We start from the raw sequence: 25166 nt of genomic DNA, 5'->3' as shown, positions 1-25166 counted from the left end.
ACGCACATCTGATGGCAATTAAGCTGGGAGCGCTGCCCCTTCACCTCTCCCTCCGGGAAAGGTGTGACACCGCCGCCGCGGAGAGGATCAGGCCGCGCCGCTCATATAGGTTTCGCGCCGGCCGATCATGCGCTCGGCCGCGGCCTTGGCGTCGGCCTTCGAGGAGGTCGCGCAGGTCCGGTACTCGAGATCGGGCACGTCCGACGCGTTGCGACGTCCGAACCACGACTTCGAGCCGACCGGCAGCAGCGCCAGGGATTGCGCCAGATTGTCGACTGCGCCGAAGGAATAGAGCGCGCCGGTGCCGGCGACACGGACCTCGTAAATGCCGGGCGAGATCGGCGCCTCCAAATTGTCGCCCCGTCCGGGACGGGGATAGCGCTTCCATTCGCTCCAGGTCGAAATCATCTGAGGTCCCCTCGCGGCCGCTTCAGGGCCGCCAATTTGCATCAAGTCTTAACGTCGCCGGCCGATGGCCGCGAGCCGAAACGCCGCAACGCACAAAATGTTTCAAGTGCTTCAAACAGGTGAAACATATCGCCTGAGCCCATCCGCGGTCACTGCGACGTGCGGCCATCCACCGAAGATTGTGCCGGGGTGTGCGTTCAGCCCCCTGTCGTCCTGCGTGGAGCACGGACCGTCAAGTCACGACATCGCGACCGCCGCGGGCATCCCGACTCGCTTGCCGCGCGGAGCGTGCGGGAGGACAATCGGTTGCTACCAACAATAATCAAATCCGAGGAAACGCCATGCGAAGCAAAGCTGAGATCGATGAGATTCTGCGTCAGAAGAGCGAGGCCAGGGAGATCCCCGGCGTCGTCGCGATCGCCGCGAGCGGTAAGGACGTGCTGTATCAGGGCGCGTTCGGCAAGCGCGACCTGTCCAAGCCCGATCCGATGACCGCCGACAGCGTGTTCTGGATTGCATCGATGACGAAGGCGGTGACGACAGCAGGCGCGATGCAGCTGGTCGAGCAGGGCAAGCTGTCGCTGGATGCGCCGATCGGTGAGGTATTGCCGGATCTCGCCAATCCGCAGGTGCTTGAAGGCTTCGATGCCAAGGGTAAGGCGAAGCTGCGGCCGGCCAAGCGGCCGATCACGCTGCGCCAGCTCATGACCCACACCGCCGGCTTCTGCTACAATATGTGGAACGGCGATCTCGCGGTCTATCTGGACAAGCACGGCATTCCCGCCATCACCACCTGCCAGAACGCGGCGCTGAAGACCCCGATCATGACCGATCCCGGCACGCGCTGGGAGTACGGCACCAACATCGATTTCGTCGGCAAGGCGGTGGAAGCCGTCAGCGGCAAGCGACTGGACGCTTACTTGCGCGACAATTTGTTCAACCCGCTCGGCATGAGCGACACGGCGTTCAAGATCACCGAGAGCATGCGCAAGCGCCTCGTCGGCATGCATGCGCGCGGCGAGGACGGCCAGCTCGCATCGATTCCGTTCGAGCTCGAGCAGGAGCCGGAATTCCACATGGGTGGCGGCGGCCTCTATTCGACCGCGGCCGACTACATCAAGTTCACCCAGATGATCCTCAACAAGGGACGCGGCAACGGCAACCAGGTGTTGAAGGCCGAGACCGTCGCGACGATGGCGCAGAACCACATCGGCGAACTCGCCATGACCAAGATGACGACATCGGCGCCGATGTACACCAACGACGTCGATCTCTATCCGGAGCAGGTGAAGAAGTGGGGCCTCAGCTTCATGATCAACACCGCCAAGACGGCCGAAGGCCGCAGCGCCGGCAGCCTCGCCTGGGCGGGCCTCGCCAACACCTATTACTGGATTGATCCTGCGCGCGACGTCACCGGCGTGATCCTGATGCAGCTGCTGCCGTTCGCCGATGCGAAATGCCTGGAGGCGTTCGCGGGATTCGAGCGCGGGGTTTATGCCGGGCTCGATGCGGGCAGCGGGCAGAAGGCGGCGTGAGGACGGCTCTCACCACCCGTCATGGCCGGGCTTGTCCCGGCCATCCACGTGCAGCCGCAGGCACAAAGACGTGGATGCCCGGGCCTTCGCCGCGCCGAAGCGGCTTCGGCCGCGCAGGCGGGTCAAGCCCGGGCATGACGACTGAGAGACTATGCTGGGTATTTTGACGGGAGGATTTCGGCTTGGCTGACAATTTGGCTGACAAAGCGGACAGTTACGTTTGCGGCATCTCGGACACGCCGCTGCTCGGCGACACCATCGGTCGCAGCCTCGACCGTGCGGTACGGCGCTGGGGCAACCGCGAGGCGCTGGTCTCGCCCAGCCACGGCGTCAGATGGACCTGGAGAGAATTCGCCGAGCGGGTCGACGCGCTCGCCGCGGGCTTTCTCGCGCTCGGGCTCGAACGCGGCGAGCGGATCGGCATCTGGTCGCTGAACCGGCCAGAATGGACGCTGACCCAGTTCGCCGCCGCCAAGGCCGGCCTGATCCTGGTGACGATCAATCCTGCCTACCGCCTCAGCGAACTTGAATTCGCGCTCAAGAAGGTCGGCTGCGCGGCGATCGTCACCGCCACCGCGTTCAAGACCAGCAATTACATCGAGATGCTCAACACGCTACTGCCGGAGCTGGCGGGTGCCACGCCCGGACAATTGCAAGCGGCGCGATTGCCGGCCTTGCGGATGGTGATCCAGATCGGCGGCCCGGCGGCCTCAGGCACGATCCCGTTCGACGAGGTCGCGGGGATGGGCGGGGCCGCGCATCGCGAACGGCTTGCCAAGCTCGGCGCCGCGCTGCAATTCGACGACCCCGTCAACATCCAATTCACCAGCGGCACCACGGGATCACCGAAAGGCGTGACGCTGACCCACCACAACATCCTCAACAACGGCTATTTCACGGGACGCGCGATGCGCCTGACCGAACAGGATCGCATCTGCATTCCGGTGCCGCTCTATCATTGCTTCGGCATGGTGATGGGCAACCTTGCCTCGGTCACGCTCGGCGCCACCATGGTTTACCCGGGCGAGGGCTTTGATCCGCTCGCGACGCTGCGCGCGGTCGAACAGGAGAAATGCACCGCGCTGTACGGCGTGCCGACCATGTTCATCGCCGAGCTCGATCACCCCGAGTTCAAGACGTTCAATTTGAAATCACTGCGCACCGGCATCATGGCCGGCGCGCCCTGCCCTATCGAGGTGATGAAGCGCGTCAACACCGAGATGAACATGCGCGAGGTCACCATCGCCTATGGCATGACCGAGACCAGCCCGGTCAGCTTCCAGAGCGCAACCGACGATCCGCTCGAGCGGCGCGTCTCCACCGTCGGCCGCATTCACCCGCATGTCGAGGTCAAGGTCGTCGATCTCGAAGGCAGGATCGTCAAGCGGGGCGAACGCGGCGAGCTCTGCACCCGCGGCTACAGCGTCATGCTGGGCTATTGGGAGGAAAAGGAAAAGACCGCCGACGTGCTCGACGCCAATGGCTGGATGCACACCGGTGATCTCGCCACCATCGACGACGAGGGCTATTGCAACATCGTGGGCCGTATCAAGGATCTGGTGATCCGCGGCGGCGAGAACCTCTATCCGCGCGAGATCGAGGAGTTTCTGTATCGCCACCCCAAGATCCAGGACGTGCAGATCTTCGGCGTGGCGGACACCCGCTACGGCGAGGAGCTCTGCGCCTGGATCCGGGTCAGGCCGGGCGAGACGCTAACGGCCGAGGAGGTGCGCGCCTTTTGCGACGGTCAGATCGCCCACAACAAGATCCCGCGCTACGTCGAGTTCGTCGACGAGTTTCCGATGACGGTGACTGGCAAGATCCAGAAATTCGTGATGCGCGATGCGGTGGAGCAGCGGCTGGGATTGAAGGCGGCGAAGACGGCGTGAGGGGTTTGCGCTGCCTCCCCAATCACGCTGTCATTCCCCGCGAAAGCAGGGAATCCAGTACGCCGCGGCTTCCCGGCTGAACCACTGACGCCTCTGGAATACTGGGTCGCCCGGTCCCGGCTCCGCTAAGGCTACGCCGAGGCCCACACGAGCGCTCGGCACGCCGAAGCTTCAGCGAAGGCGGCAAGCCGGGCGACGACAGCGGAGAATGAGCTCGCAATGACGGGGAAAGAGACGCGCCCTAACCCGTCAGCCCGCGCTGGCCGGCCAGCTCCTTCAGCGACACCAGCGGACGGGCGCCGATGTGCTGGATCACTTCGGCGGCGGCGAGTGCGCCGAGCTCGCCGCACTGCTTGTAGGCGAGATTGCGCGCCAGGCCGAACAGGAAGCCGGCAGCGAACAGATCGCCGGCGCCGGTGGTGTCGACCACCTTGTCGACCGGGAAGGCCGGCGCGGCGACGGCATCTTCAGACGAGACCACCATGCAGCCCTTCTCGCTGCGGGTGACCACGCCGAGATTGACGTCGTTGCGCAGCTGCTTCAGCGCGGTGTCGAAGTCGGAGGTCATGTAGAGCGAATGCAGCTCGGACTCGTTGGCGAAGACGATGTCGACGGTACCGTTGCGCATCAATGAGACAAACTCGTCCCTATAGCGGTCGACGCAGAACGAATCCGACAGCGTCAGCGCCACCTTGCGCTTGGCATCGTGGGCGATCTTGGCCGCCTTGACGAAGGCGTCCTTGGCGTTCTTGGGATCCCAGAGATAACCCTCGAGATAGACGATTGCGGCGCCGGCGATTTCGGCCGGATCGATGTCGGCGGGCGACAGGTCCTGCGCCGCGCCGAGATAGGTGTTCATGGTGCGCTCGCCGTCATCCGTGACCAGGATGTAGGAGCAGCCGGTGGCAGGGCCGACCGTCGCGGCGGGCGTGTTGAAGGCGACGCCGGCGGCGCGGATGTCGTGGACATAGAGCTTGCCGATCTGGTCGTCCTTGACCTTGCCGACATAGGCGGCGCGTGCGCCCAGGCTGCCGATGCCGACGATGGTGTTGGCCGCCGAGCCGCCGGAGACTTCCGTGGCCGGCCCCATGTCCTTGTAGATGGCCGCCGCCCGCGCCTCGTCGATCAGGGACATGCTGCCCTTGGTCATGCCGTGCTTGGCCAGAAAGGCCTCGTCGGTCCTGACCAGCACGTCGAACAGCGCGTTGCCGATGCCGAGAACGTCGTATTTCACGTCAGCCATTCACCTTGATCCTGTTTGGCGGATTGCGATCCCTGCGGAAATCCGCTTCCTGTCAGCCTGAAATCCGGCTTGCGGCCTATCACGCCCGGCCGTGCGCGAGCAAGCAACGGGATGAATAAAGAGCAATGATCCGCTCCTTCCTGACCGTCTCGACGGGAACACTGGCCTCGCGGCTGCTGGGTTTTGCCCGCGATTCCATGATTGCCGCCCTGTTGGGCACCGGCGCCGTGGCGGACGCGTTCCTGGCGGCATTCCAGCTCGTCAACGTGGTGCGCCGGCTGCTCAGCGAGGGGGCGCTGAACGCGGCGCTGATCCCGGCCTGGCTGCGCGTCCGCGACCGCGATGGCACGAAAGCCGCTTCCGCCTTCGCCGGACGCGTGCTCGGCACGGTCAGCGCGGCCCTGGTCGCGATCTCGATCGTGATCGCGCTGGCGATGCCGCTGATCATCACGGTGATCGCGCCCGGCTTTCTCGGCAGCGCGACGCTCGATCTGGCCGTAGCCAACGCGCGGCTGATGCTGCCTTATCTCGCCTTCGCCGGACCCGTCACGGTGCTGATGGGCCTGCTGAACGCGCAGGGTCGCTTCGCCCTCACGGCCTTCTCGCCGCTGCTGTTCAACATCGCACTGATCGCTGCGATCGCGATGCTGCTCGTTTGGCATGCCGACGCGCGCGTCGCCGCCTGGCTGCTGGCGGCTACCGTCGGCATCGCCGGGCTGCTGCAACTCTTGATGCTGCTGTCGCAGCGAAGCGCACGCCTCGCGATGCCGCTGCGCGTCAGCTTCGACAACGAGATGCGCGCTTTCTTCGCCAAGGCCGTCCCCGGCATGATCGCAAGCTCCGGGCCGCAATGGCTGATGGTGGCCGGCGCGATAATCGCATCCGCGACGCCGTCCGCGGTGTCCTGGCTCTATTTCGCCAATCGGCTGATCGAGCTGCCGCTCGGCATCGTCGGCGTCGCCATGGGCACCGTGCTGGTGCCGGAGCTGACGCGCGCCGTCGCCAGCTCCGACCGGGAGGCGGTGGTGCATGCCGAATCGCGCGCGCTGGAGCTGGCGGCCGGGCTGGCGCTGCCGGCGACGCTCGGCCTGATCGTGCTGGCCGAGCCGATCGTGCGGCTGCTGTTCGAGCATGGCGCCTTCGGCACTGAGGACAGCATGGCGACCGCGCGAGCGCTGATGTGGCTGGCGCTGGGCCTGCCGGCCCACGTGCTGATCAAGGCCCTGTCGCCGGCCTTCTATGCCCGCAGCGACACGATGACGCCGCTTCTCGCCACCGCCAAAGGTTTTGCGGTCGCTGTCGTGCTTGCCGTGCTGCTCGGCCATTTTTTCGGCGCGAGCGGAATTGCAGCGAGCATCGCGGCCGGCGCCTGGAGCAGCGCGCTCTCGCTGCTCCGGAAAGGTGCGGCCGAGTTCGGCTTCTCGGTGGATGCGGCGGCCCGCAACCGGCTGCCGCGGATCGTGCTCGCCGCGGCCGCGATGGGCGCCCTGCTCTGGCTGACCACGGACCTCGTGCCCTCAGAGGCCCACGGCCTCGTCCGCTTCGTCGTGCTGGGCCTGCAGATCGGGGCCGGCATCGCCGTCTATGGCGTGCTGCTGCAGATCCTCGGTGCCGCCTCCTGGCGCGAGGCGGTGAATGCATTGAAACGGTCCGCCTAGACCGCGAGCTATCGAAATACCCTTGACGGGGCAGCGCCGCTGTTGGAAACGACGGCCGAATACCTATGGGAAGGCTGACCATGCCATTCGTTGAACGGGTCTTTTCGGGCGTCCAGCCGACGGGCAATCTGCACCTCGGCAACTATCTCGGCGCGATCGTCAATTTCGTGAAGATGCAGGAAACTCACAGCTGCATCTATTGCGTCGTCGACATGCATGCGATCACGCAAGGCATCGACGTCTGGGGCGGCCCGGCCGAGCTCACGCGCAACACCCGCGAGGTCACAGCGGCGTTCATTGCAGCCGGCATCGATCCCAGGAAGCACATCGTGTTCAACCAGAGCCAGGTCTCCGGCCATGCCGAGCTCGCCTGGATCTTCAACTGCGTCGCGCGCATGGGCTGGCTCGGCCGCATGACCCAGTTCAAGGAGAAGGCCGGCAAGGACCGCGAGAACGCCTCCGTCGGCCTGTTTGACTATCCCGTGCTGATGGCCGCCGACATCCTGCTCTACCGCGCCACCCACGTTCCGGTCGGCGAGGACCAGAAGCAGCATCTCGAGCTCTCGCGCGACATCGCGCAGAAGTTCAACAACGATTTCGGCGACTCGATCCGCAGCCACGGCGCCAATGACGGCCTGTTCTTCCCGCTGCCGGAGCCGCTGATCACGGGACCGGCGACGCGCGTGATGAGCCTGCGCGACGGCACCAAGAAGATGTCGAAGTCCGACGCCTCGGACAATTCCCGCATCAATCTGACCGACGACGCCGACACCATCGCGCAGAAGATCCGCAAGGCCAAGACCGATCCGGAGCCGCTGCCGACCGAGGAAAAGGGCCTGGAAGCCCGCCCCGAGGCCGACAATCTCGTCGGCATCTTCGCCGCGCTGTCCGGCCGCTCCAAGGCCGAGGTGCTGCGCGATTTCGGCGGCGGCCAGTTCTCCAGCTTCAAGAACGCGCTGGCGGAGCTGTGCGTCACCAAGCTGGCGCCGATCGCGGGCGAGATGAAGCGCCTCGTCGCCGACCCCGGCCATATCGACGCGATCCTGAACGACGGCTCCGACCGGGCCCGCGCGATCGCCGACGAGACGATGAAGCTCTCCAAGGACATCGTCGGCTTCATCCACCGGCGCTGAAGGCGGTCGGCGCCCGAGCGCCGACCCGCATCTCCCCTCCCCAAGCTTGCGGGAGTGTGGCAGCATGCGCGCCATGCACTCGCCGGGACATGCATGACCAGCAAGCGACTTTGCTTCGAGCCGGGTCACAAGCCCAAATGCCTCGTCGTCGTCGACGACACCGCTGAATGGGATCGCGCGGTCTACTATGCCAGCCGCTGGGCGATTCGCGCCGGCGGCGGCGTGGTGATGCTGCGCATCGTCGAGCCGGAGCAGCAGAGCCAGGAATGGCTGGGGGTCGCCGACATCATGCGCGCCGAGGCGCAGGAAGCCGCCGAAGCCGCGCTCGACCGCGCCGCGGGCCGCGCCAACGGCATCGCCGCGATCACCCCGGAGCGGGTGATCCGCGAGGGCGCGCCGATGGAACAATTGCTCGCCGTGATCGACGAGGACCCCGACATCGCCATGCTGGTGCTCGCCGCCAATCCCGGCGCGGAGGGGCCAGGGCCGCTGGTCGCGTTGCTCGCGCACGCGGTGGGGACGTTCCCGATCCCCGTGACGATCATTTCCGGCGCGCTGAGCGACCAGAGCGTGGATTCGCTGTCGTAGGTACCTCGATCTGACATGCGGCAATCGGGGCTCGTCATGCCCGGGCTTGTCCCGGGCATCCACGTTCTTCGCGGGACCAGGCAAGGCGTGGATGGCCGGGACAAGCCCGGCCATGACGGCGCAGGAACTCTTGGGCGAGCGCTAACCTAATGATCTTGCTTTGAAACTCCATTCCTTCCCCTTGATCGTGCGTTCGCCATCGCCATCTGCTAGTGGATAGGGCAACGCGCCGGCCTTGAACCGGCGACGTCTGGAGAAAACCATGTTCATTCAAACCGAAGCCACCCCCAATCCCGCCACGCTCAAATTCATTCCCGGCCGCGTCGTCGTCGACGGCAACCCGGTGGAGTTTTCGAGCCGCGAGGCCGCCACGCGCTCGCCGCTGGCCGAACGGCTGTTCGAGGTGCCCGGCGTCACCGGCGTGTTCTATGGATCGGATTTCATCACCGTGACCAAGGCGAGCGGTGAATGGCAGCAGCTCAAGCCCGCGATCCTCGGTGCCATCATGGAGCACTACATGTCCGGCGCGCCGCTGCTCGCAGACGGCGCGGCTGCCGATGATGCCGATCTCGACGACGAGGACGAGTTCTTCGACGAGGCCGATGCCGAAACGGTCGACATGATCAAGGATCTGATCGAGACGCGCGTGCGGCCGGCGGTCGCCAATGACGGCGGCGACATCACCTTCCGCGGCTTCAAGGACGGCATCGTCTATCTCAACATGAAGGGCGCCTGCTCCGGCTGCCCGTCATCGACCGCAACGCTCCAGCACGGCATCCAGAACCTGCTCAAGCACTTCGTGCCCGACGTGGTCGAAGTCCGGCCGATGTGACGACGAAGTCGTCATTCCGGGGCGGTCCGGAGGACCGAACCCGGAATCTCGAGATTCCGGGTCTGGTGCTAACGCACCATCCCGGAATGACGGTTGACGTAGGCGGCATATCGGGGGCCCCTGGAAATCGTGCGAGACGAATGGCGGATGGGCGTGTGGTCCGCTAGACTATTCGCCATTCGCCACTCGCCATTCGCTTTTCCATGCTGATCCTCGCCATCGATACTGCGCTCGACGCCTGCTCCGTCGCCGTGCTCGACACCGAAGCGGCCGAGCTCCTTGCGCAGGAGCAGCTTCTGATGAAGCGCGGCCACGCCGAGGCCTTGATGCCGATGATCGCGCGCGTCATGCGATCGGCCAATCTCGCCTTCACCGCGCTCGACCGCATCGCGGTCACCGTCGGCCCCGGAAGTTTCACCGGCCTGCGCGTCGGCATTTCGGCGGCGCGCGGCCTTGCGCTCGCGGCCGAGAAGCCCGCCGTCGGCCTCACCACCTTGTCGGCCTACGCGGCCACCGTCGTCGGCCAGAGCAAATCGGCGCCCGTGATCTCCGCGATCGACGCGCGCCACGACCATGTCTATTTCCAGATCGTCGCCGGCGATGGCAGCCAGCTGGTGCGGCCGCGCGTCGCTGCCATCGACGAGGCGATCGCGGCCTCGCAGTTCAGCGCGCCGCATCTGGTCGGCAATGCCGCAAACATCCTCGCCGAGCGCTGGCCGAAAGATGGCGAGCAACCGGTCGCGGTCGACGCGCAAGCAGCGCCGGATATCGGCTGGGTCGCATGGCTCGGCGCCGCGGCCGATCCCGAGACAAATCCGGCGCGGCCGTTCTACCTGAAGGCACCCGACGCAAAGCCCGCCGCGCAGCCGCCGTTCGCAGCACAAGCTGCAACCTCATGATGAGATGGCTGTCGCAATGGTGGCGCGGCGGCACCACCGCCGTCGAGCCCGCATCCATGCGCGACGCCGCGCGGCTGGCGCAGCTGCACGGCGCCTCCTTCGCGCGCGGCTGGGGCGAAGGCGAATTCGAGACCATGCTCAATGAGCGCAACACGCTGGTGCACCGCTTGCGCCTGGGACGCAGGACCATCGGCTTCGCGGTATCCCGGATCGGGGCGGACGAAGCGGAGATCCTCTCGATCGCGGTGGACGAGGCCTATCGCGGCCGCGGCCTCTCCCGCATGCTGCTGATGACCCATCTCGGCCACCTCGCCGGGCGCGGCGTCCGCACAATATTTCTCGAAGTCGAGGAAAACAACCAGCCGGCGCGGCGGCTCTACGCCGGGTGCGGATTCATGGTGGTCGGGCGCCGCGAACGCTACTATAAGCAACCGAACGGGGAACAATTGAACGCCCTTCTGATGCGACGTGACTTGTCGTAACATCGGTGCCAGAAAGCGCCCCCGGCAGGCAGACAAACAATGACCGCACTGAAACCTTCTTCCGCATCCAAGGCGTCCGGCATCGAGGCGCGCTGTGCCGCCACCGGCATGCGCATGACCGAGCAGCGCCGCGTCATCGCCCGCGTGCTTGCGGAAGCGATCGACCACCCCGATGTCGAGGAACTGTACCGGCGCTGCGTCGCGGTCGACGACAAGATCTCGATCTCGACCGTGTATCGCACCGTCAAGCTGTTCGAGGATGCCGGCATCATCGAGCGCCATGACTTCCGCGAGGGCCGCGCGCGCTACGAGACGATGCGCGACAGCCATCACGACCACCTCATCAATCTGCGCGACGGCAAGGTGATCGAGTTCACCTCCGAGGAGATCGAGAAACTGCAGGCGGAGATCGCCCGCAAGCTCGGCTACAAGCTGGTCGACCACCGGCTCGAACTCTATTGCGTCCCGCTCGACGACGACAAGCCGACCAGTTAGTGCCCTTGCGAATTCGGCACACCGGCGGCGTCGCTTCACCTCTCCCCGGCGGGGAGAGGTGGCAGCGTCCGCACCGCACCAGTCGTCTCAACCTCACCGCGAACTGATGTCCATCGATCTCATCATCTTCGATTGCGACGGCGTGCTCGTGGACAGCGAGGTGATCTCCTGCCGCGCCCATGCCGACGTGCTGACGCGGCACGGCTATCCGATCACGTCCGAGCAGGTGTTCGAACGCTTCCTCGGCCGTTCGACAAAACAGGCCAATCTTGAGATCGAGACCGAGCTCGGCCGCAAGCTGCCCGAGGCCTATCACGGCGATCTCCAGGACGAGCTGTTCCGCGCGTTCGAGGCCGACCTCGAGGCGATCCGAGGTATCCATGACGTGCTCGATGTCGTCACCCAGCGCGTCTGCGTCGCATCGAGCGGCTCGCATCAGCGCATGCGCGTGAGCCTCGGGAGCACCGGCCTCTACGAGCGCCTCGCGCCGAATATCTTCTCGGCCTCGCAGGTGAAGAACGGCAAGCCTGCGCCGGACCTGTTCCAGTTCGCGGCCAGGGAAATGGGCGTGCCGCCCCAGCGCTGCGTCGTGATCGAGGACAGCCTGGCCGGGATAGCCGGTGCCCGAGCGGCCGGCATGACGGTGTTCGGCTTTTACGGGGGCAGCCATTGCCGCGGCGGCTATGCCGAAACGCTGCGCGAGGCCGGCGCCGACCTGCTCTTTGCCGATATGCATCAGCTGCCCGAGCTGGTCCGGCGGGTCGAGGCAGACGCTTTGGCGGGCTGATTATTGCTGTCATTCCGGGGCGATGCACAGCATCGAACCCGGAATCTCACGCTAAAACCTCCGGATTCCGGGTTCGCGACTGCGTCGCGCCCCGGAATGACGGGTCTGGAGGGCCCATTCGCTGGATTTTCGGCGCCCCAGCCTATATCTGAAGGCCGTCCTCCACCGCCATTTTCGGGTTCCATGACGCCGCCGCGCAAGCTGCACATCAAATCATATGGCTGCCAGATGAACGTCTACGATGCCCAGCGCATGGTGGACACGCTGGCTCCGGAGGGATTCGTGGAGACCGCGAGCGCCGAGGAGGCCGATCTCGTCATCCTCAACACCTGCCATATCCGCGAAAAGGCGTCCGAGAAGGTCTATTCCGAGCTCGGGCGCCTGCGCTTCGCCAAGGACGAGGCCGCGCGCGGCGGCCGCGCGATGCAGATCGCGGTCGCCGGCTGCGTGGCGCAGGCCGAGGGCGAGGAGATCGTGCGCCGCGCGCCGGTCGTGGACGTCGTGGTGGGGCCGCAGAGCTATCATCATCTGCCGGAGCTCTTGAAGCGTGCCGGCAACGAAGGCCGCGCGATCGAGACCGAATTTCCGGCCGCCGACAAGTTCGGCTTCCTGGCCCAGCCCAGGCCCGATGCGATCCGGGCGCGCGGCATTTCGGCCTTCGTCACCGTGCAGGAAGGTTGCGACAAGTTCTGCACCTTCTGCGTCGTGCCGTATACGCGGGGCTCGGAAGTCTCGCGCCCCGTCGCGAAGATCGTCGACGACGTGAAGCGGCTCGCCGACAACGGCGTGCGCGAGCTCACGCTGATCGGGCAGAACGTCAACGCCTATCACGGCGAGGGGCCTGACGGAAAAACCTGGCCGCTCGGCCGATTGCTCGAACATCTTGCGACCATTCCTGGCATCGCGCGGCTGCGCTACTCGACCAGCCATCCCCGCGACGTCGACGACAGCCTGATTGCGGCCCATCGCGATCTCGGTGCCCTGATGCCGTTCGTGCACCTGCCGGTGCAGTCGGGCTCGGACCGGATTCTGGCGGCCATGAACCGCAAACATACCGCCGCCGATTACCTTGGGGTCATCGACCGTTTCCGCACCGCGCGCCAAGACATTGCTTTTTCATCAGATTTCATCGTCGGCTTCCCCGGCGAAAGCGAGCAAGATTTTCTCGCCACCCTCGCGCTTGTCACGCAAATCGGTTACGCTGCGGCTTATTCGTTCAAATACTCCGCCCGGCCGGGAACGCCGGCCGCGGACATGCAGGAGACGGTGTCCCCCGCCGAGATGGACCAGCGATTGGAGCGGCTCCAGGAACTGATCGACAGCCAGCAATCGGCCTTCAACAAGGCTGCGATTGGCTCAACGGTCGACGTGCTGTTCGAGCGTCCGGCGCGCAAGGAGGGCCAGATCGTCGGCCGTACCGCCTTCCTTCAGCCCGCCCATGTGATGGCCCCGCCCGACATCATCGGACAGATCCTGCCTGTGCGGATCGACAGCCTCGAGCGCTACAGTTTTCTCGGCGAGCTCGCCATTCCGCGCAGCGCGGGCGAGCCCGCTTTATCGCAAGCCAGTGGAGCCTGAACCCTTGCCAAAAAGCGCATCGGATTCGTCTTCGTTCGCTCCCAGCCGCAAGTTTGACCGCGACATGCAAGTTCCGCCCGAGACCCAGGTCGTCATCGACTTCGACGACAATCGTGCCGCTTCGGCACTGGTCGGCCCTTACGGCCAGCACCTGGCGCAGGTCGAGCGGCGGCTCGGCGTCGTCGTCGATTCCAAGGGCAACCACATCACGATCGGCGGTACCCGCGACGGCTGCGACGCCGCACGCCGCGTGCTCGAAATGCTCTACGCGCAAGCCGTGAAGGGACAGGATCTCGACCAGGGCGAGGTCGAAGGCGCGATCCGCGCCGTGATCGCCCAGGGCTCGCTGTTCGAGTTCGACGCCAAATCGGCCAAATCGGCCTTCGACAGCATCAACTTGCGCAAGCGCCCGGTGCGCGCGCGCACCGCCGCGCAGGACTCCTACATTCGCGCCCTGAAGCGCCACGAGCTTGTGTTCGGCATCGGCCCGGCCGGCACCGGCAAGACCTGGCTCGCGGTCGCGCATGCCGCGCAGCTGTTCGAGCGCAAGGAGGTCGACAAGATCATCCTGTCGCGTCCGGCGGTGGAAGCCGGCGAGCGGCTGGGCTTCCTGCCCGGCGATCTCCGCGAGAAGGTCGATCCTTATCTTCGCCCGATCTACGATGCGCTCTACGACCTCATGGATGCGCGCATCGTCGAGCGCGCGCTGCAGACCGGCGAGATCGAGATCGCGCCGCTCGCCTTCATGCGCGGCCGCACCCTCACCAACGCCGCCATCATCCTGGACGAGGCGCAGAACACCACGTCGATGCAGATGAAGATGTTCCTGACCCGCCTCGGCGAGAACAGCCGCATGATCGTCACAGGCGATCCTTCGCAGATCGACCTGCCGAACGGCCAGACCTCGGGCCTCGCCGAAGCGACCCGCCTGTTGAACGGCGTCGAGGGCATTGCCCAAGTTCATTTCAAGGCCGAGGACGTGATCCGCCACGAACTCGTGGCGCGGATCGTCGCCGCCTACGAAGGTTCGCCGCAGCGGCCGGCCACCGGCCAATCCTGACGAGGCAACAGCTGGACCCCGGAGGGCGCGGACACGGCGCCTTTTCGTCCCAGACAACACCATGTCCCATCCCAACCTTCCCATGACCGAAGTCCTCGTCGTCGCCGATTGCTGGCAGCACGAGCCCGATTCCGAAGCCGTGATCCAGCGCGCGGTCGCGGCCGCCGCCGAAAGCGTCGATGAAGACGTTGCCGACGCCGAAGTGGCCGTGATGCTGACCGATGACGCCGGCATCCGCACCCTCAACAGCAACTGGCGGGGCATCGACAAGCCGACCAACGTGCTATCGTTTCCCGCACTCCAGCCGGAGGGCGGCTGGAAGCCGGGCGATGCGCCGCGCATGCTCGGCGATATCGCGATCGCCTACCAGACCATGCGGCGCGAGGCGGACGAGGAACAAAAGCCGTTCGACCACCATTTGAGCCATCTTGCCGTGCATGGTTTCCTGCACCTGATCGGCTACGACCACGAGAACGACAGCGACGCCGAGGAGATGGAAGCGCTGGAGACCCAGATCCTGGCGCACCTTGGAATCCCAGATCCCTATGCAGACCGCGCGGGGACGCACTGAGATGCCCGATTCCGACCCGGTCCACGACAATCCGCGCAACACGGCCAATCTGCCGGCCGTGGTGACGCCGGGCGAGGTGTTGCGCCCGACCGCCGATGGCTGGCTGTTGCGCGCCATCCGCACGCTGTTCGGCTGGAAGGCGGGATCGGTACGCGACGACCTCCAGGTCGTGCTCGATGCGACCACGCCTGGCGATTCCGGCTTCTCGGCGGTCGAGCGCACCATGCTGCGCAACATCCTCGGTCTGCACGAGCGCCGCATCGCCGATGTCATGGTGCATCGCGCCGACATCGTCGCGGTGAAGCGGGATATCCCGCTCGGCGAGTTGATGGACCGCTTCGAGAGCGCCGGTCATTCGCGCCTCGTGGTCTACAACGAGACGCTCGACGATCCCGTCGGCATCGTCCACATCCGCGACCTGCTCGCCTTCATGACCGTGCGCGCCCGCGTGTCGGAAATCACCAAGACCAAGCGCAAGAAGCCGCTGCCGGCCGGGCTCGACCTGCGCGCCGTCGATCTCGCGCTGCCACTCGAGGAAGCGCGCATCATCCGCAAGCTGCTCTACGTGCCGCCGTCGATGCGAGCGATCGACCTGCTCGCGCAGATGCAGGCCACGCGCATTCACCTCGCGCTGGTGGTCGACGAATATGGCGGCAGCGACGGGCTGGTTTCGCTCGAGGACATCGTCGAGCAGATCGTCGGCGAGATCGACGACGAGCACGACAGCGACGAGCCGCCTTCGATCGTGCGCCTGCCCGACAACGCCTTCATCGCCGACGCCCGCGCCAGCCTCGACGACGTCCGCTCGGTGATCGGCGAGGATTTCGTCACCGGCGAGGCCGGCGAGGAGGTGGAGACGCTGGGCGGCTATCTCGTCAGCTTCGTCGGGCGCCTGCCGGTGCGCGGCGAGGTGATCTCGGGCCCCGGCACTTACGAGGTCGAGGTGCTCGATGCCGATCCGCGCCGCGTCAAGCGGCTGCGCATCTCGACGCGGAAGGAGCGTCCCGCGCCGCGGACCCAGCGCGAGAGAAGCCGCCGCGAGGCCACGCCGGACAGCGGCCAGCCGCCCGCCAGCGACACACCCAGCCCGCCGCCGAGCGACGGGACCAGCCAACAGTGAGTCCGTTCCAGCGAGTTCGGCAAATCGCGCTCGCCATCATCCTCGCCTGGGGATGGAAGCGCGCGGTCATCGCCATGGGGTGCGGAGCGCTGTCGGTGCTGGCCCTGGCGCCGTTCAACCTCTTCCCCGTGCTGTTCATCACCTTCCCGGTGCTGGTCTGGCTGATCGACGGCGCCGGCGCCGGCCGATATGGCGGCGTTCCCGTTGCCGCGCTGACCGGCTATTGGTTCGGGCTCGGCTATTTCGTGCCCGGGCTGTACTGGATCGGCTACGCCTTCTTCGTCGATGCCGATGTGTTCGCCTGGCTGACGCCGTTCGCCGTGCTCGGCCTGCCGGCCTATCTGTCCATCTTCACGGCGATCGGCTTTGCGCTGGCGCGCCTGCTCTGGACCAAGAACGCCACGCGCGTGCTTGCGCTCGCAGCAAGCCTCACCATCAGCGAGTGGTTGCGCGGCCACGCGCTGACCGGCTTCCCCTGGAACGCGTTCGGCTATGCGTTGTCCGAGCCGCTGGCGCTGGCGCAGACGGCGTCGCTGATCGGCCTGTGGGGGATGACGTTCCTGGCGGTTGCGATCTTCGCGAGCCCGGCAACGCTGATCGACCGCACGCCCGATCACCGCCTGCCATGGCGCGTGCCGGCAGCGGCGATCGGGCTCCTGATTGTGATGAGCATTTTCGGCGCGATCCGCCTGTCGCTGCATCCGACCACGATGGTCGCAGGCGCCAAGCTGCGCCTGATGCAGCCGAACCTTCAGCAGGACGCGAAGTTCAACTACGCCGCCAAGACGGAGGTGATGAAGAAATACCTGGCGCTGTCGGACCGCGCCTCGGGCCCGCAATCGACCGGCGTGCGCGATGCCACCATCCTGATCTGGCCGGAATCCGCCTTTCCGTTCTTCCTGACCCGCGAAGCCGACGCGATGGCGCAGATCGCCGACCTTCTTCCGAAAGGCACCGTGCTGATCACGGGTTCGGTCCGCGCGCCCGACCTGCCGCGGGGCACGCCGATCACGCGTGCCTATAATTCGATCTATGTCATCGACCACGACGGCAGCGTGCTGACCGTGTACGACAAGTTGCATCTGGTGCCGTTCGGCGAATTTCTGCCCTACCAGTCGTTGATGGAGAAGCTCGGATTCGAGCAACTGACGCGTGTGCGCGGCGGCTTCATTCCCGGCACGGTACGGCATGCGCTGCAGGTCCCCGGCGCACCGCCCGTGCTGCCGCTGATCTGTTACGAAGCGATCTTTCCCGGCGAGGTTGCCGGACGCAACGAACGTCCGGGCTGGATCGTGAACCTCACCAATGACGGCTGGTTCGGCATTTCGACCGGTCCCTATCAGCATCTGGAGCAGTCGCGGATGCGCGCGGTCGAACTCGGATTGCCGCTGGTCCGCTCCGCCAATACCGGCATCTCCGCAGTGATCGATCCGGTGGGCCGCACTGTTTCCAGCCTCGGACTTGGAATCGAGGGCATTTTGGATGCAAATTTGCCCGCCGCGATCCCGCCGACCGTCTATGCGCGGGTGGGCGATGCGCCCGCAGCCATGCTTGTCGCGCTGGCCGTGTTTCTGGCCCTCCGCCGACGCGTCGGCAAGCGGCAGAGCTGATCGCGCCATCGCCGCGAAGGTAGCCGGAAACTTTTGACAACCGTAGTCCCACGGTTGACAGACTGCACGCGGGCTCCCCATTCTGCACCGGCTGCAAAAGACAGTGGTGCGTTGCTAAATTTCTCCGCAATGTTTCCCAATAACAGGGTCTGATTTGACGTTGCTTGCACCTGAGGCACTCCGATTGATTGCGCTTAAGGTGGTGTTTGGAGGGCTGAGGAAATGTCGAAAGCGCCCAACCCTGTTGACAAATATGTCGGCAGTCGCGTGCGTATGCGCCGCATCATGTTGGGCATGAGTCAGGAAAAGCTCGGTGACGCTTTGGGCCTGACTTTCCAGCAGATCCAGAAATACGAGAAGGGCACCAACCGGGTCGGCGCGAGCCGCATCCAGCAGATCGCCGAAATTCTGCAGGTGCCGGTGTCGTTTCTGTTCGAGGGCGGTCCGAGCGGCGTGCCGGGGCCGGATGGCTTCAGCGAAGGCGCCTCGCCCTCTTACGTCTCGGATTTTCTCGCGACCTCCGAAGGCCTGGCCTTGACCAAGGCGTTCACGCGAATCACCGATTCGAAGATGCGCCGCTCGATCGTCGATCTCGTCGAGCAGATCGCGGCCCGGGAAGGCCCCGACAAGCGCTGACGCGCCGTCCCGATGGCGATTTGAGACCGCGTGTAATCTGGCCTATGTCGTCATTTGTGGCCGCGCTTCGACGTGCGTCCGCTTCGGTGATGCGATTCAAAGGCACAGATGCACTCATGGCCAGCACAAATTGGTTCGATTCCCAAACTATCCTCGATGGCATCCGCCACTGGGTCGAGATCGAGACGCCGACGGAAGCGCCTGAGCAGGTCAACAAGCTGGTCTCCGAGGTGGCGGAGCAATATCGCGACTTGCCCGTCACGCTCGAGCGTGTCGCCGGCGTCGACGGCTGCGGAGATCATCTCCTGGCGCGCTCGACCTGGGGCCAGGACCAGCCGGGTATTCTGGTGCTGAGTCACCTCGATACCGTCCATCCCATGGGGTTCATCGAACGCCTGCCGTTCAAGGTCGAAGGCGACGTCGCCTTCGGTCCCGGCATCTACGACATGAAGGGCGGCGCCTACATCGCCCATCACGCGTTTGGCGCGCTGTGTGCGACGGCCGATCGCTCGCCGCTCGGCATCACGCACCTGTTCACCTCCGACGAGGAGATCGGCAGCCCGACCTCGCGCGCGCTCATCGAGCAGGAAGGACGCAAGGCCAAATACGTGCTGGTGACGGAGCCGGCGCGCGACGGCGGCAAGATCGTCACCGGACGCAAGGGCGTCGGACGCTTCCGCGTGTTCGTCAAGGGCGTGCCGGCGCATGCCGGCTCGCGGCCCGAAGACGGCCGCAGCGCCGTCCGCGAGCTCGCCAACGTCATCCTGGCGCTGGAAGGGATGAACGACCTCGCGCGTGGCGTCTCCGTCAATGTCGGCGTGGTGCGCGGCGGCACGCGCCCCAACGTCACGCCGGAAGAGGCCTATGCTGAAGTCGACCTGCGCGTGCTGAGCCTCGGTGACGCAGACGAGTTCGTCGGCAGGATTCTCGCCCTGACCTCGAAAACCGAGGGCGTCACCGTCACCGTCACGGGCGAGCTCAACCGCCCGCCCTACGAGAAGAGCAATGCGGGCGCCGCGCTGTTCGAACACGCGAAGACGCTCGCCGGCGAGATCGGCTTCGAGCTGATCGATACTCACACCGGCGGCGGCTCGGACGGCAATTTCACCGCCCCGCATACCGCAACGCTGGACGGGCTCGGCGTCGACGGCAAGGGCGCGCACACCCATTATGAGCAGCTCTTTGTCTCCTCGCTTGCGCCGCGCGCGCGGCTGCTCCATCGCCTGTATCAGACGCTGCGATGAGCGAGCGCAAATCGGAGCCCGATCGCGACGACAGCGAGCGCGCCTTCTTCGGGCGCCGCAAGGGCCACAAGCTCAGGCAGCACCAGGCCGAGCTGGTCGATCATCTGCTGCCGCATCTTGCGCTCGACATCCACAGTGAGACGCCGGCGGACGCCCGCGAGATCTTTGGCCCCGCGACCGAAGATGTGCGGCTCGAGATCGGCTTCGGCGGCGGCGAGCATCTCGCGGCCGAGGCGCAGAAATTCCCAACGACCGGCTTCATCGGCTGCGAGCCCTACGTCAACGGCATGGCCAAGATCCTCGCGCAGATCGAGGCCGCCAATATCGGCAACATCCGCCTGTTTGCGGGCGATGCCGCCGAGCTGCTGGCCTGGTTGCCCAGGGCATCGCTGTCGCGGATCGACCTGATCCACCCCGATCCCTGGCCGAAGCGGCGGCACTGGAAGCGGCGCTTCGTTCAGGACCGCACGATCGCCGCGATGGCGCGCGTACTGAAGGAAGGCGGTGAATTCCGCTTCGTCTGCGATATCGACGATTACTGCGCCTGGACGCTGTCGCATCTTGCGCGCTCGCAGGACTTCGTCTGGCTTGCCGAACGCGCCGACGACTTCAGGCAGCCATGGGCCGGCTACACCATGACGCGCTACGGCCGGAAGGCCGCGCGCGAAGGACGCAAGGCGGCTTACTTGCGGTTTCGCAGAACTGGTTAGTTGTCATTGCGAGGAGCGAAGCGACGAAGCAATCCAGAATGCCTGCGGAGAGAAAGCTGGATTGCTTCGCTCCGCTCGCAATGACGGAGCGCGGCGCTAAATCGTCTGCCGGTTGCGCCAGAAATTCACGACGCGCTCGGCGGTCGTCGGCATCAGGCGCGTGAAGTTCGCGCGCGCGGCCTCGATGTCGGCATCGGCGGGAATGCGATGCGGTCCGTACCAGAGCAGGATGAGCGCGCGCACCGTGGGCCAGCCCAGATTCAGCACGCGGCCGACGATGAGAATCGGATCGTAGCGGTCGCCCGAAATCAGGCGTTCGAGAACCGAGAGGCGGACGCCGGACATCGCCGAGAGCGAGGCGATCGATTCCTCGTATTTGTTCGCCTTGGCGAAGCCGAGCAGCGCGCTCTCGCCGAGATGGCCCTCGCGATGCAAGGAGAGCACCGTGCGCTGGGCCGCCGAGAAGTCGCGCCGGGGTCCGGGCGGCAGCGCGGCTTCCTCGATCGCCGCCAGCGCGCGCTTGATCTCGACCTGGCGCGCGGGATTGACCACAGTGGAGAGGCGCCGGCGGATGACGTCGAGCGTCCCGTCGAGAAGCTCTTTCAGGTTCTCGCCCGAAAGGTCGTTGCGCTGGCCGATCTTGAGCGTCAGCACGCCGTCCCGCGCCGCGCGCTTGATCATCTCGGAATAGCTGCCGGGCGAGAACGACGCGCCGGCATTGCCGGCGGCGCGACGCACCACGTCGCGATCGCCGCGCTCGACCAGCACATCGGTGATGGCAGCCGACAATGTCGGGCGCTCCGTCATCGCCAGCAGATGGCCCTGGCCCTTCAGCCGCGCGATCTCGACCAGAGCGGCGTCATCGAGCACGGGCGAGCGGCGCAGCACGGGGCCCGCCACCATGATCTCGTTTTCGCGCGCGAGCTGATTGATCAGGTGCGGGGGCGCGTTGTTCAGGTGCGAGAAGCGCTCGGCGAGGTCGGCGCGCGAGGCAAGCTCCGCATGCGGGACGAGATCGATCAGGAGATTGTCGAAGAGATCGATGAGTTCGGGCCGAAGATTGGCAGAATCCTGGAAGTACAATTCGGAGATGGCGCGCGCGATCTCGCCGCGCCGCCGCGGATCGCCGCGTTTGACGATATCGTCCAGTCCGGGAATGAGCGACGTGGCAACGGTCATGAAAACGCAACTCGATCAGGGCACGCCGCGGGTGCGCCCTTGGTCCAAGCCGCCCCACAATCGGGGAATTTAGCCTGCCCAGGTGAAGGAAGCGTTGCCGCAGGTGGGTCGCGGACCGGCGCAAAAAGGCCCCGTTCCCCCGCAATGGGCCTTGTCCGGGCAGGGGGAAAGCGCTATATCAGCGCCAATTCATCTTCTCATGCGATCCGCGTAGTGAGAGTGGGCCCGAAAGGACCCGCTCTTTTTTATTACCTGAACGCGGCGTGGCGGAAGATGCGGCCCGACGCGTGTCGGGGAAGTTCCGAAGCGGGCTTTGAAACCTTAACCAAGCCTTAACCATCGAGCGCCTGACCCTGGACATGACCGAGCCGAACCCTGGTTCCACGGACGCCGAATTGCTGGCCGAGCCGAGACTCGTGGTCGAGCCGGGCGTGGCGGCACGGGTGTCCGCGGTCGCAGCGCCGGTGCTGGAAGGCATGGGATATCGGCTGGTGCGGATCCGCATTTCCGGCGAGGCCGGCTGCACCGTGCAGATCATGGCCGAGCGGCCGGACGGCTCGATGCAGCTCGAAGATTGCGAGGCGATCTCGCGGGCGCTCTCCCCCGTGCTCGATGTCGCCGACCCCATTGATCGCGCCTATCGGCTGGAAATTTCCTCGCCGGGGATCGACCGTCCGCTGGTCCGCCGTTCCGATTTCGAGCGCTATTGCGGCCATCTGGTGAAGATCGAGATGGCGGTCGCCCATGAGGGACGCAAGCGGTTCCGCGGCACGCTCGGTGCCGTCGAAGGCGACCGCGTGCACCTGCGTCGCGACGACGCCAAGCCGGGTGACAATCCCGACGTGCTCCTGACCATGGAGGATATCGGCGAGGCGCGCCTGGTGCTGACCGACGAGCTGATCGCCGAATCCATGCGCCGCGGCAAGGCCGAGGAGCGCAAGATGCGCAGGGATCTCGGCCTGGAGCCGCCGGCTCCGCCGCACGCGGAGATCAGCGCGAAGATCACCAAGAACACCAAGCCGAAGAAGAAGCCGGCCCCGACCAACACGAAGAAGCATCGCCTTGCCGCCGAACGCGCGCGGCGCGGCGAGATCGATCCTGACCAAGGAGACTAGCCATGGCAGTCAGCGCCAATCGACTTGAATTGCTCCAGATCGCCGACGCCGTCGCGCGCGAGAAATCGATCGATCGCGGCATCGTCATCGCGGCGATGGAGGACGCCATCGCCAAGGCCGCGCGCGCCCGTTACGGCAGCGAGACCGACGTTCACGCCGAGATCGACCCGAAGAAGGGCGAGCTGCGGCTGTCGCGCCACATGCTGGTGGTCGACAAGGTCGAAAATCATTCCAACCAGATCTCGCTGGTCGACGCGCAGCGCGCCAATCCGGGTGCCCAGGTCGGCGACACCATCGCCGATACCCTGCCGCCGCTGGAATATGGCCGGATCGCCGCGCAGTCGGCCAAGCAGGTGATCGTGCAGAAGGTGCGCGAGGCCGAGCGCGACCGGCAATACCAGGAATTCAAGGACCGCATCGGCGACATCGTCAACGGCGTCGTCAAGCGGGTCGAATATGGCAGCGTGATCGTCGATCTCGGCCGCGGCGAGGCCATCATCCGCCGCGACGAGATGCTGCCGCGCGAAGTGTTCCGCAACGGCGACCGGGTCCGCGCCTACATCTTCGACGTCCGCCGCGAAACCCGCGGCCCGCAGATCTTCCTCTCCCGCACCCATCCGCAGTTCATGGCGAAGCTGTTCGCGCAGGAAGTGCCGGAGATCTATGACGGGATCGTCGAGATCAAGGCGGTCGCCCGCGATCCGGGCTCGCGCGCGAAAATCGGCGTGATTTCCCGCGATTCCTCGGTCGATCCGGTCGGCGCCTGCGTCGGCATGCGCGGCTCGCGCGTGCAGGCCGTGGTGAACGAATTGCAGGGCGAGAAGATCGACATCATTCCGTGGTCGCCGGATATCGCGACCTTCGTGGTCAACGCGCTGGCGCCGGCCGAAGTGTCCAAGGTCGTCATCGACGAAGACCGCGAGCGCATCGAGGTCGTCGTGCCCGACACCAACAACCAGCTTTCGCTGGCGATCGGGCGCCGCGGCCAGAACGTGCGTCTGGCCTCGCAGCTCACCGGCTGGGACATCGACATCCTGACCGAGCAGGAGGAATCGGAGCGCCGCCAGGCCGACTTCGAGAACTCCACCCGCGTCTTCATGGAATCGCTCAACGTCGACGAAGTGGTCGGCCAGCTGCTGGCGTCCGAGGGCTTCACCTCGGTCGAGGAACTCGCCATGGTGGACCTCAAGGAACTCGCCGGCATCGAGGGCTTCGACGAGGAGACCGCGCAGGAGCTCCAGAGCCGTGCCCGCGAATATCTCGAGCAGCAGGAAGCCGAGATCGAGGCGAGGCGCAAGGAGCTCGGGGTCGAGGACGCCGTCAAGGACGTGCCCGGCGTCACCTCCAAGATGCTGGTGAAGTTCGGCGAGAACGACATCAAGACGGTCGAGGACCTCGCCGGCTGCGCCACCGACGATCTGGTCGGCTGGACCGAGCGCAAGGAAGGCGGCGAGCCCACCAAACATCCGGGCGCGCTCGACGGCATCGATATCTCCCGCGACGATGCCGAAGCGATGATCATGCAGGCCCGCGTCAAGGCCGGCTGGATCACCGAGGCCGATCTCGCCAAGCCCGCCGAGGAGGCTGAGGCGACCGAAGACCAGCCGGCTTGAGGCGTATTCAGCGCAAGCGGAGGCCGGTCTTGCTTAGAGAACACGCGATTTAGAAGGCGAAGGAGGATGTCGCCCGGATGCTCGCCAATATTGACAGCGAACTCGACCATGGACCGCGGACCGAAAGGTCCGCGACCATGCGGATGTGCGCTGTCAGTCGGCAGGTCCGGCCGATCGACGAGCTGATCCGCTTCGTTATTTCGCCGCAGGGCGACGTAGTTCCAGATCTCAAGCGCAAGCTGCCCGGACGCGGCATGTGGCTCACGGCCTCCCGCGGGGTGGTTGCGGAAGCGGTACGGCGTCACCAATTTAGCAAAGCCTTCAAGCGCGAGCTGCGCATCCCCCAGACGCTTCCTGCCGACATCGAGGCGCTCCTGGTTCGGAGCGTGACGGAAGCCCTTGGGATCGCCGCCAAGGCCGGCCAGATCGTGACCGGCTTCGGCAAGGTCGAAAGCGCCCTGAAGGAGGGCACGGTCGAGGTCCTGATCCACGCCAGCGACGGGGCCGCGGACGGAATCCGCAAATTGGACATGCTGGCACGTCAAAATGCCGGAAATCGCGGCGCCAAGCCGCAGATTCCCGTCGTCACCGCGCTGAAATCGGTAGAATTGGATTTGGCACTGACCCGGTCAAATGTGATACATGCTGCCCTGCTCGCGGGCCCGGCGAGCAAGTCATTCCTGTCACGTAGCCAGATGCTGGTCCGATACCGGATGGCGGACGATGACAAGACTGCCGAAGAGCACGGCCAGGATTTCTGAGCGACAACGACGACCCAATT

The 25166-nt window shown here is 65.7% G+C and carries 24 protein-coding genes; 21 read left to right on the top strand and 3 right to left on the bottom strand.

The genetic code is table 11. The annotated features are described in order from the left end of the window. Positions 1–87: 87 nt before the first annotated feature. The gene (locus AC066S_RS13360; protein WP_135163552.1) at positions 88–408 is read right to left on the bottom strand and encodes a hypothetical protein; all 321 of its coding nucleotides are present in this window, start codon (positions 406–408) and stop codon (positions 88–90) included. A gap of 341 nt (positions 409–749) precedes the next feature. Between AC066S_RS13360 and AC066S_RS13355 the strand changes: the two genes are divergently transcribed. Both AC066S_RS13355 and AC066S_RS13350 read left to right on the top strand, forming a co-directional pair. Continuing rightward, complete coding sequence (locus AC066S_RS13355) at positions 750–1943, top strand: serine hydrolase domain-containing protein (RefSeq protein WP_478269900.1); 1194 nt, start codon at positions 750–752, stop codon at positions 1941–1943. Between the two features lie 194 nt (positions 1944–2137). Next, positions 2138–3832, top strand: a complete 1695-nt coding sequence (locus AC066S_RS13350; protein ID WP_126257288.1) for an AMP-binding protein — start codon at positions 2138–2140, stop codon at positions 3830–3832. A 241-nt stretch (positions 3833–4073) separates the two neighbouring features. On the opposite strand, the gene AC066S_RS13345 is transcribed toward AC066S_RS13350, so the two are convergent. Further along, positions 4074–5075 carry an adenosine kinase gene (locus tag AC066S_RS13345; protein WP_478269899.1) on the bottom strand — a complete coding sequence of 334 codons (1002 nt, stop codon included), beginning with the start codon at positions 5073–5075 and terminating at the stop codon, positions 4074–4076. A gap of 125 nt (positions 5076–5200) precedes the next feature. Here AC066S_RS13345 and murJ point away from each other — a divergent pair, with 125 nt between their 5' ends. From murJ to trmB, 16 genes are all read left to right on the top strand, one after another. Beyond that, positions 5201–6733: a murein biosynthesis integral membrane protein MurJ gene (murJ, locus tag AC066S_RS13340; RefSeq protein ID WP_478269898.1), complete on the top strand. Its 1533-nt coding sequence runs from the start codon at positions 5201–5203 to the stop codon at positions 6731–6733. Between the two features lie 80 nt (positions 6734–6813). Beyond that, complete coding sequence (gene trpS, locus AC066S_RS13335; protein ID WP_478269897.1) at positions 6814–7866, top strand: tryptophan--tRNA ligase; 1053 nt, start codon at positions 6814–6816, stop codon at positions 7864–7866. Between the two features lie 93 nt (positions 7867–7959). After that, a complete protein-coding gene (locus AC066S_RS13330) occupies positions 7960–8454 on the top strand; it encodes a universal stress protein (protein ID WP_164718524.1) in 495 nt (164 codons plus the stop codon). 262 nt (positions 8455–8716) lie between these two features. Next, entirely contained in the window at positions 8717–9286 is a 570-nt protein-coding gene (locus tag AC066S_RS13325) for a NifU family protein (RefSeq protein ID WP_135170040.1), read from the top strand. 203 nt (positions 9287–9489) lie between these two features. After that, on the top strand, positions 9490–10185 hold the full coding sequence (tsaB, locus tag AC066S_RS13320) for a tRNA (adenosine(37)-N6)-threonylcarbamoyltransferase complex dimerization subunit type 1 TsaB (protein ID WP_478269896.1): 696 nt from the start codon (positions 9490–9492) through the stop codon (positions 10183–10185). Further along, on the top strand, positions 10182–10667 hold the full coding sequence (rimI, locus tag AC066S_RS13315) for a ribosomal protein S18-alanine N-acetyltransferase (RefSeq protein WP_478269895.1): 486 nt from the start codon (positions 10182–10184) through the stop codon (positions 10665–10667). The genes tsaB and rimI overlap by 4 nt, the downstream gene beginning before the upstream one ends. A gap of 39 nt (positions 10668–10706) precedes the next feature. Next, a complete protein-coding gene (locus AC066S_RS13310) occupies positions 10707–11162 on the top strand; it encodes a Fur family transcriptional regulator (protein ID WP_126257018.1) in 456 nt (151 codons plus the stop codon). 106 nt (positions 11163–11268) lie between these two features. After that, positions 11269–11949 (top strand): HAD family hydrolase, encoded by a 681-nt coding sequence (locus AC066S_RS13305; protein WP_478269894.1) that lies wholly within the window; start codon positions 11269–11271, stop codon positions 11947–11949. 183 nt (positions 11950–12132) lie between these two features. After that, a complete protein-coding gene (miaB, locus tag AC066S_RS13300; protein WP_478269893.1) occupies positions 12133–13527 on the top strand; it encodes a tRNA (N6-isopentenyl adenosine(37)-C2)-methylthiotransferase MiaB in 1395 nt (464 codons plus the stop codon). A gap of 64 nt (positions 13528–13591) precedes the next feature. Next, positions 13592–14587 (top strand): PhoH family protein, encoded by a 996-nt coding sequence (locus AC066S_RS13295; protein ID WP_126257015.1) that lies wholly within the window; start codon positions 13592–13594, stop codon positions 14585–14587. 61 nt (positions 14588–14648) lie between these two features. Further along, complete coding sequence (gene ybeY, locus AC066S_RS13290; protein WP_126257014.1) at positions 14649–15158, top strand: rRNA maturation RNase YbeY; 510 nt, start codon at positions 14649–14651, stop codon at positions 15156–15158. A 1-nt stretch (position 15159) separates the two neighbouring features. Further along, positions 15160–16278 (top strand): hemolysin family protein, encoded by a 1119-nt coding sequence (locus AC066S_RS13285; protein WP_164718522.1) that lies wholly within the window; start codon positions 15160–15162, stop codon positions 16276–16278. Beyond that, positions 16275–17888, top strand: a complete 1614-nt coding sequence (gene lnt, locus AC066S_RS13280) for an apolipoprotein N-acyltransferase (RefSeq protein WP_478269892.1) — start codon at positions 16275–16277, stop codon at positions 17886–17888. The genes AC066S_RS13285 and lnt overlap by 4 nt, the downstream gene beginning before the upstream one ends. Before the next feature lie 222 nt (positions 17889–18110). Further along, positions 18111–18524, top strand: coding sequence for a helix-turn-helix domain-containing protein (locus AC066S_RS13275; protein ID WP_028133651.1), 414 nt, complete (start codon positions 18111–18113; stop codon positions 18522–18524). Between the two features lie 116 nt (positions 18525–18640). Then, positions 18641–19768: a M20 family metallopeptidase gene (locus tag AC066S_RS13270; RefSeq protein WP_478269891.1), complete on the top strand. Its 1128-nt coding sequence runs from the start codon at positions 18641–18643 to the stop codon at positions 19766–19768. Further along, complete coding sequence (gene trmB / locus AC066S_RS13265; RefSeq protein ID WP_126257010.1) at positions 19765–20478, top strand: tRNA (guanosine(46)-N7)-methyltransferase TrmB; 714 nt, start codon at positions 19765–19767, stop codon at positions 20476–20478. Before AC066S_RS13270 ends, trmB begins: the two co-directional genes overlap by 4 nt. Before the next feature lie 96 nt (positions 20479–20574). Here trmB and AC066S_RS13260 read toward each other — a convergent pair whose 3' ends face one another. Continuing rightward, positions 20575–21657, bottom strand: coding sequence for a DUF2336 domain-containing protein (locus AC066S_RS13260; protein WP_126257009.1), 1083 nt, complete (start codon positions 21655–21657; stop codon positions 20575–20577). Positions 21658–22016: 359 nt separating this feature from the next. On the opposite strand from AC066S_RS13260, the gene rimP reads away from it, so the two are divergent. The 3 genes from rimP to AC066S_RS13245 all read left to right on the top strand — a co-directional run bounded on the left by rimP (position 22017) and on the right by AC066S_RS13245 (position 25146). Then, positions 22017–22772, top strand: a complete 756-nt coding sequence (rimP, locus tag AC066S_RS13255; protein ID WP_126257008.1) for a ribosome maturation factor RimP — start codon at positions 22017–22019, stop codon at positions 22770–22772. 2 nt (positions 22773–22774) lie between these two features. Next, positions 22775–24385: a transcription termination factor NusA gene (gene nusA, locus AC066S_RS13250; RefSeq protein WP_135170047.1), complete on the top strand. Its 1611-nt coding sequence runs from the start codon at positions 22775–22777 to the stop codon at positions 24383–24385. A 77-nt stretch (positions 24386–24462) separates the two neighbouring features. Continuing rightward, positions 24463–25146, top strand: a complete 684-nt coding sequence (locus AC066S_RS13245) for an RNA-binding protein (protein WP_135170048.1) — start codon at positions 24463–24465, stop codon at positions 25144–25146. Positions 25147–25166 lie beyond the last annotated feature (20 nt).

This window comes from Bradyrhizobium sp. CFUWI (genome assembly GCF_056429085.1).
Note: the sequence above shows the minus strand (reverse complement) of the source record. Positions and strands in the feature narration are given on the sequence as shown.

Excerpts from the sequence above, each read along its gene's own strand:
- AC066S_RS13360 (WP_135163552.1), bottom strand. The coding sequence starts at position 408 with ATGATTTCGACCTGGAGCGAATGGAAGCGCTATCCCCGTCCCGGACGG.
- AC066S_RS13355 (WP_478269900.1), top strand. The coding sequence starts at position 750 with ATGCGAAGCAAAGCTGAGATCGATGAGATTCTGCGTCAGAAGAGCGAG.
- AC066S_RS13345 (WP_478269899.1), bottom strand. The coding sequence starts at position 5,075 with ATGGCTGACGTGAAATACGACGTTCTCGGCATCGGCAACGCGCTGTTC.
- murJ (WP_478269898.1), top strand. The coding sequence starts at position 5,201 with ATGATCCGCTCCTTCCTGACCGTCTCGACGGGAACACTGGCCTCGCGG.
- trpS (WP_478269897.1), top strand. The coding sequence starts at position 6,814 with ATGCCATTCGTTGAACGGGTCTTTTCGGGCGTCCAGCCGACGGGCAAT.
- AC066S_RS13330 (WP_164718524.1), top strand. The coding sequence starts at position 7,960 with ATGACCAGCAAGCGACTTTGCTTCGAGCCGGGTCACAAGCCCAAATGC.
- AC066S_RS13325 (WP_135170040.1), top strand. The coding sequence starts at position 8,717 with ATGTTCATTCAAACCGAAGCCACCCCCAATCCCGCCACGCTCAAATTC.
- tsaB (WP_478269896.1), top strand. The coding sequence starts at position 9,490 with ATGCTGATCCTCGCCATCGATACTGCGCTCGACGCCTGCTCCGTCGCC.
- rimI (WP_478269895.1), top strand. The coding sequence starts at position 10,182 with ATGATGAGATGGCTGTCGCAATGGTGGCGCGGCGGCACCACCGCCGTC.
- AC066S_RS13310 (WP_126257018.1), top strand. The coding sequence starts at position 10,707 with ATGACCGCACTGAAACCTTCTTCCGCATCCAAGGCGTCCGGCATCGAG.
- AC066S_RS13305 (WP_478269894.1), top strand. The coding sequence starts at position 11,269 with ATGTCCATCGATCTCATCATCTTCGATTGCGACGGCGTGCTCGTGGAC.
- miaB (WP_478269893.1), top strand. The coding sequence starts at position 12,133 with ATGACGCCGCCGCGCAAGCTGCACATCAAATCATATGGCTGCCAGATG.
- AC066S_RS13295 (WP_126257015.1), top strand. The coding sequence starts at position 13,592 with ATGCAAGTTCCGCCCGAGACCCAGGTCGTCATCGACTTCGACGACAAT.
- ybeY (WP_126257014.1), top strand. The coding sequence starts at position 14,649 with ATGTCCCATCCCAACCTTCCCATGACCGAAGTCCTCGTCGTCGCCGAT.
- AC066S_RS13285 (WP_164718522.1), top strand. The coding sequence starts at position 15,160 with ATGCCCGATTCCGACCCGGTCCACGACAATCCGCGCAACACGGCCAAT.
- AC066S_RS13275 (WP_028133651.1), top strand. The coding sequence starts at position 18,111 with ATGTCGAAAGCGCCCAACCCTGTTGACAAATATGTCGGCAGTCGCGTG.
- AC066S_RS13270 (WP_478269891.1), top strand. The coding sequence starts at position 18,641 with ATGGCCAGCACAAATTGGTTCGATTCCCAAACTATCCTCGATGGCATC.
- trmB (WP_126257010.1), top strand. The coding sequence starts at position 19,765 with ATGAGCGAGCGCAAATCGGAGCCCGATCGCGACGACAGCGAGCGCGCC.
- AC066S_RS13260 (WP_126257009.1), bottom strand. The coding sequence starts at position 21,657 with ATGACCGTTGCCACGTCGCTCATTCCCGGACTGGACGATATCGTCAAA.
- rimP (WP_126257008.1), top strand. The coding sequence starts at position 22,017 with ATGACCGAGCCGAACCCTGGTTCCACGGACGCCGAATTGCTGGCCGAG.
- nusA (WP_135170047.1), top strand. The coding sequence starts at position 22,775 with ATGGCAGTCAGCGCCAATCGACTTGAATTGCTCCAGATCGCCGACGCC.
- AC066S_RS13245 (WP_135170048.1), top strand. The coding sequence starts at position 24,463 with ATGCTCGCCAATATTGACAGCGAACTCGACCATGGACCGCGGACCGAA.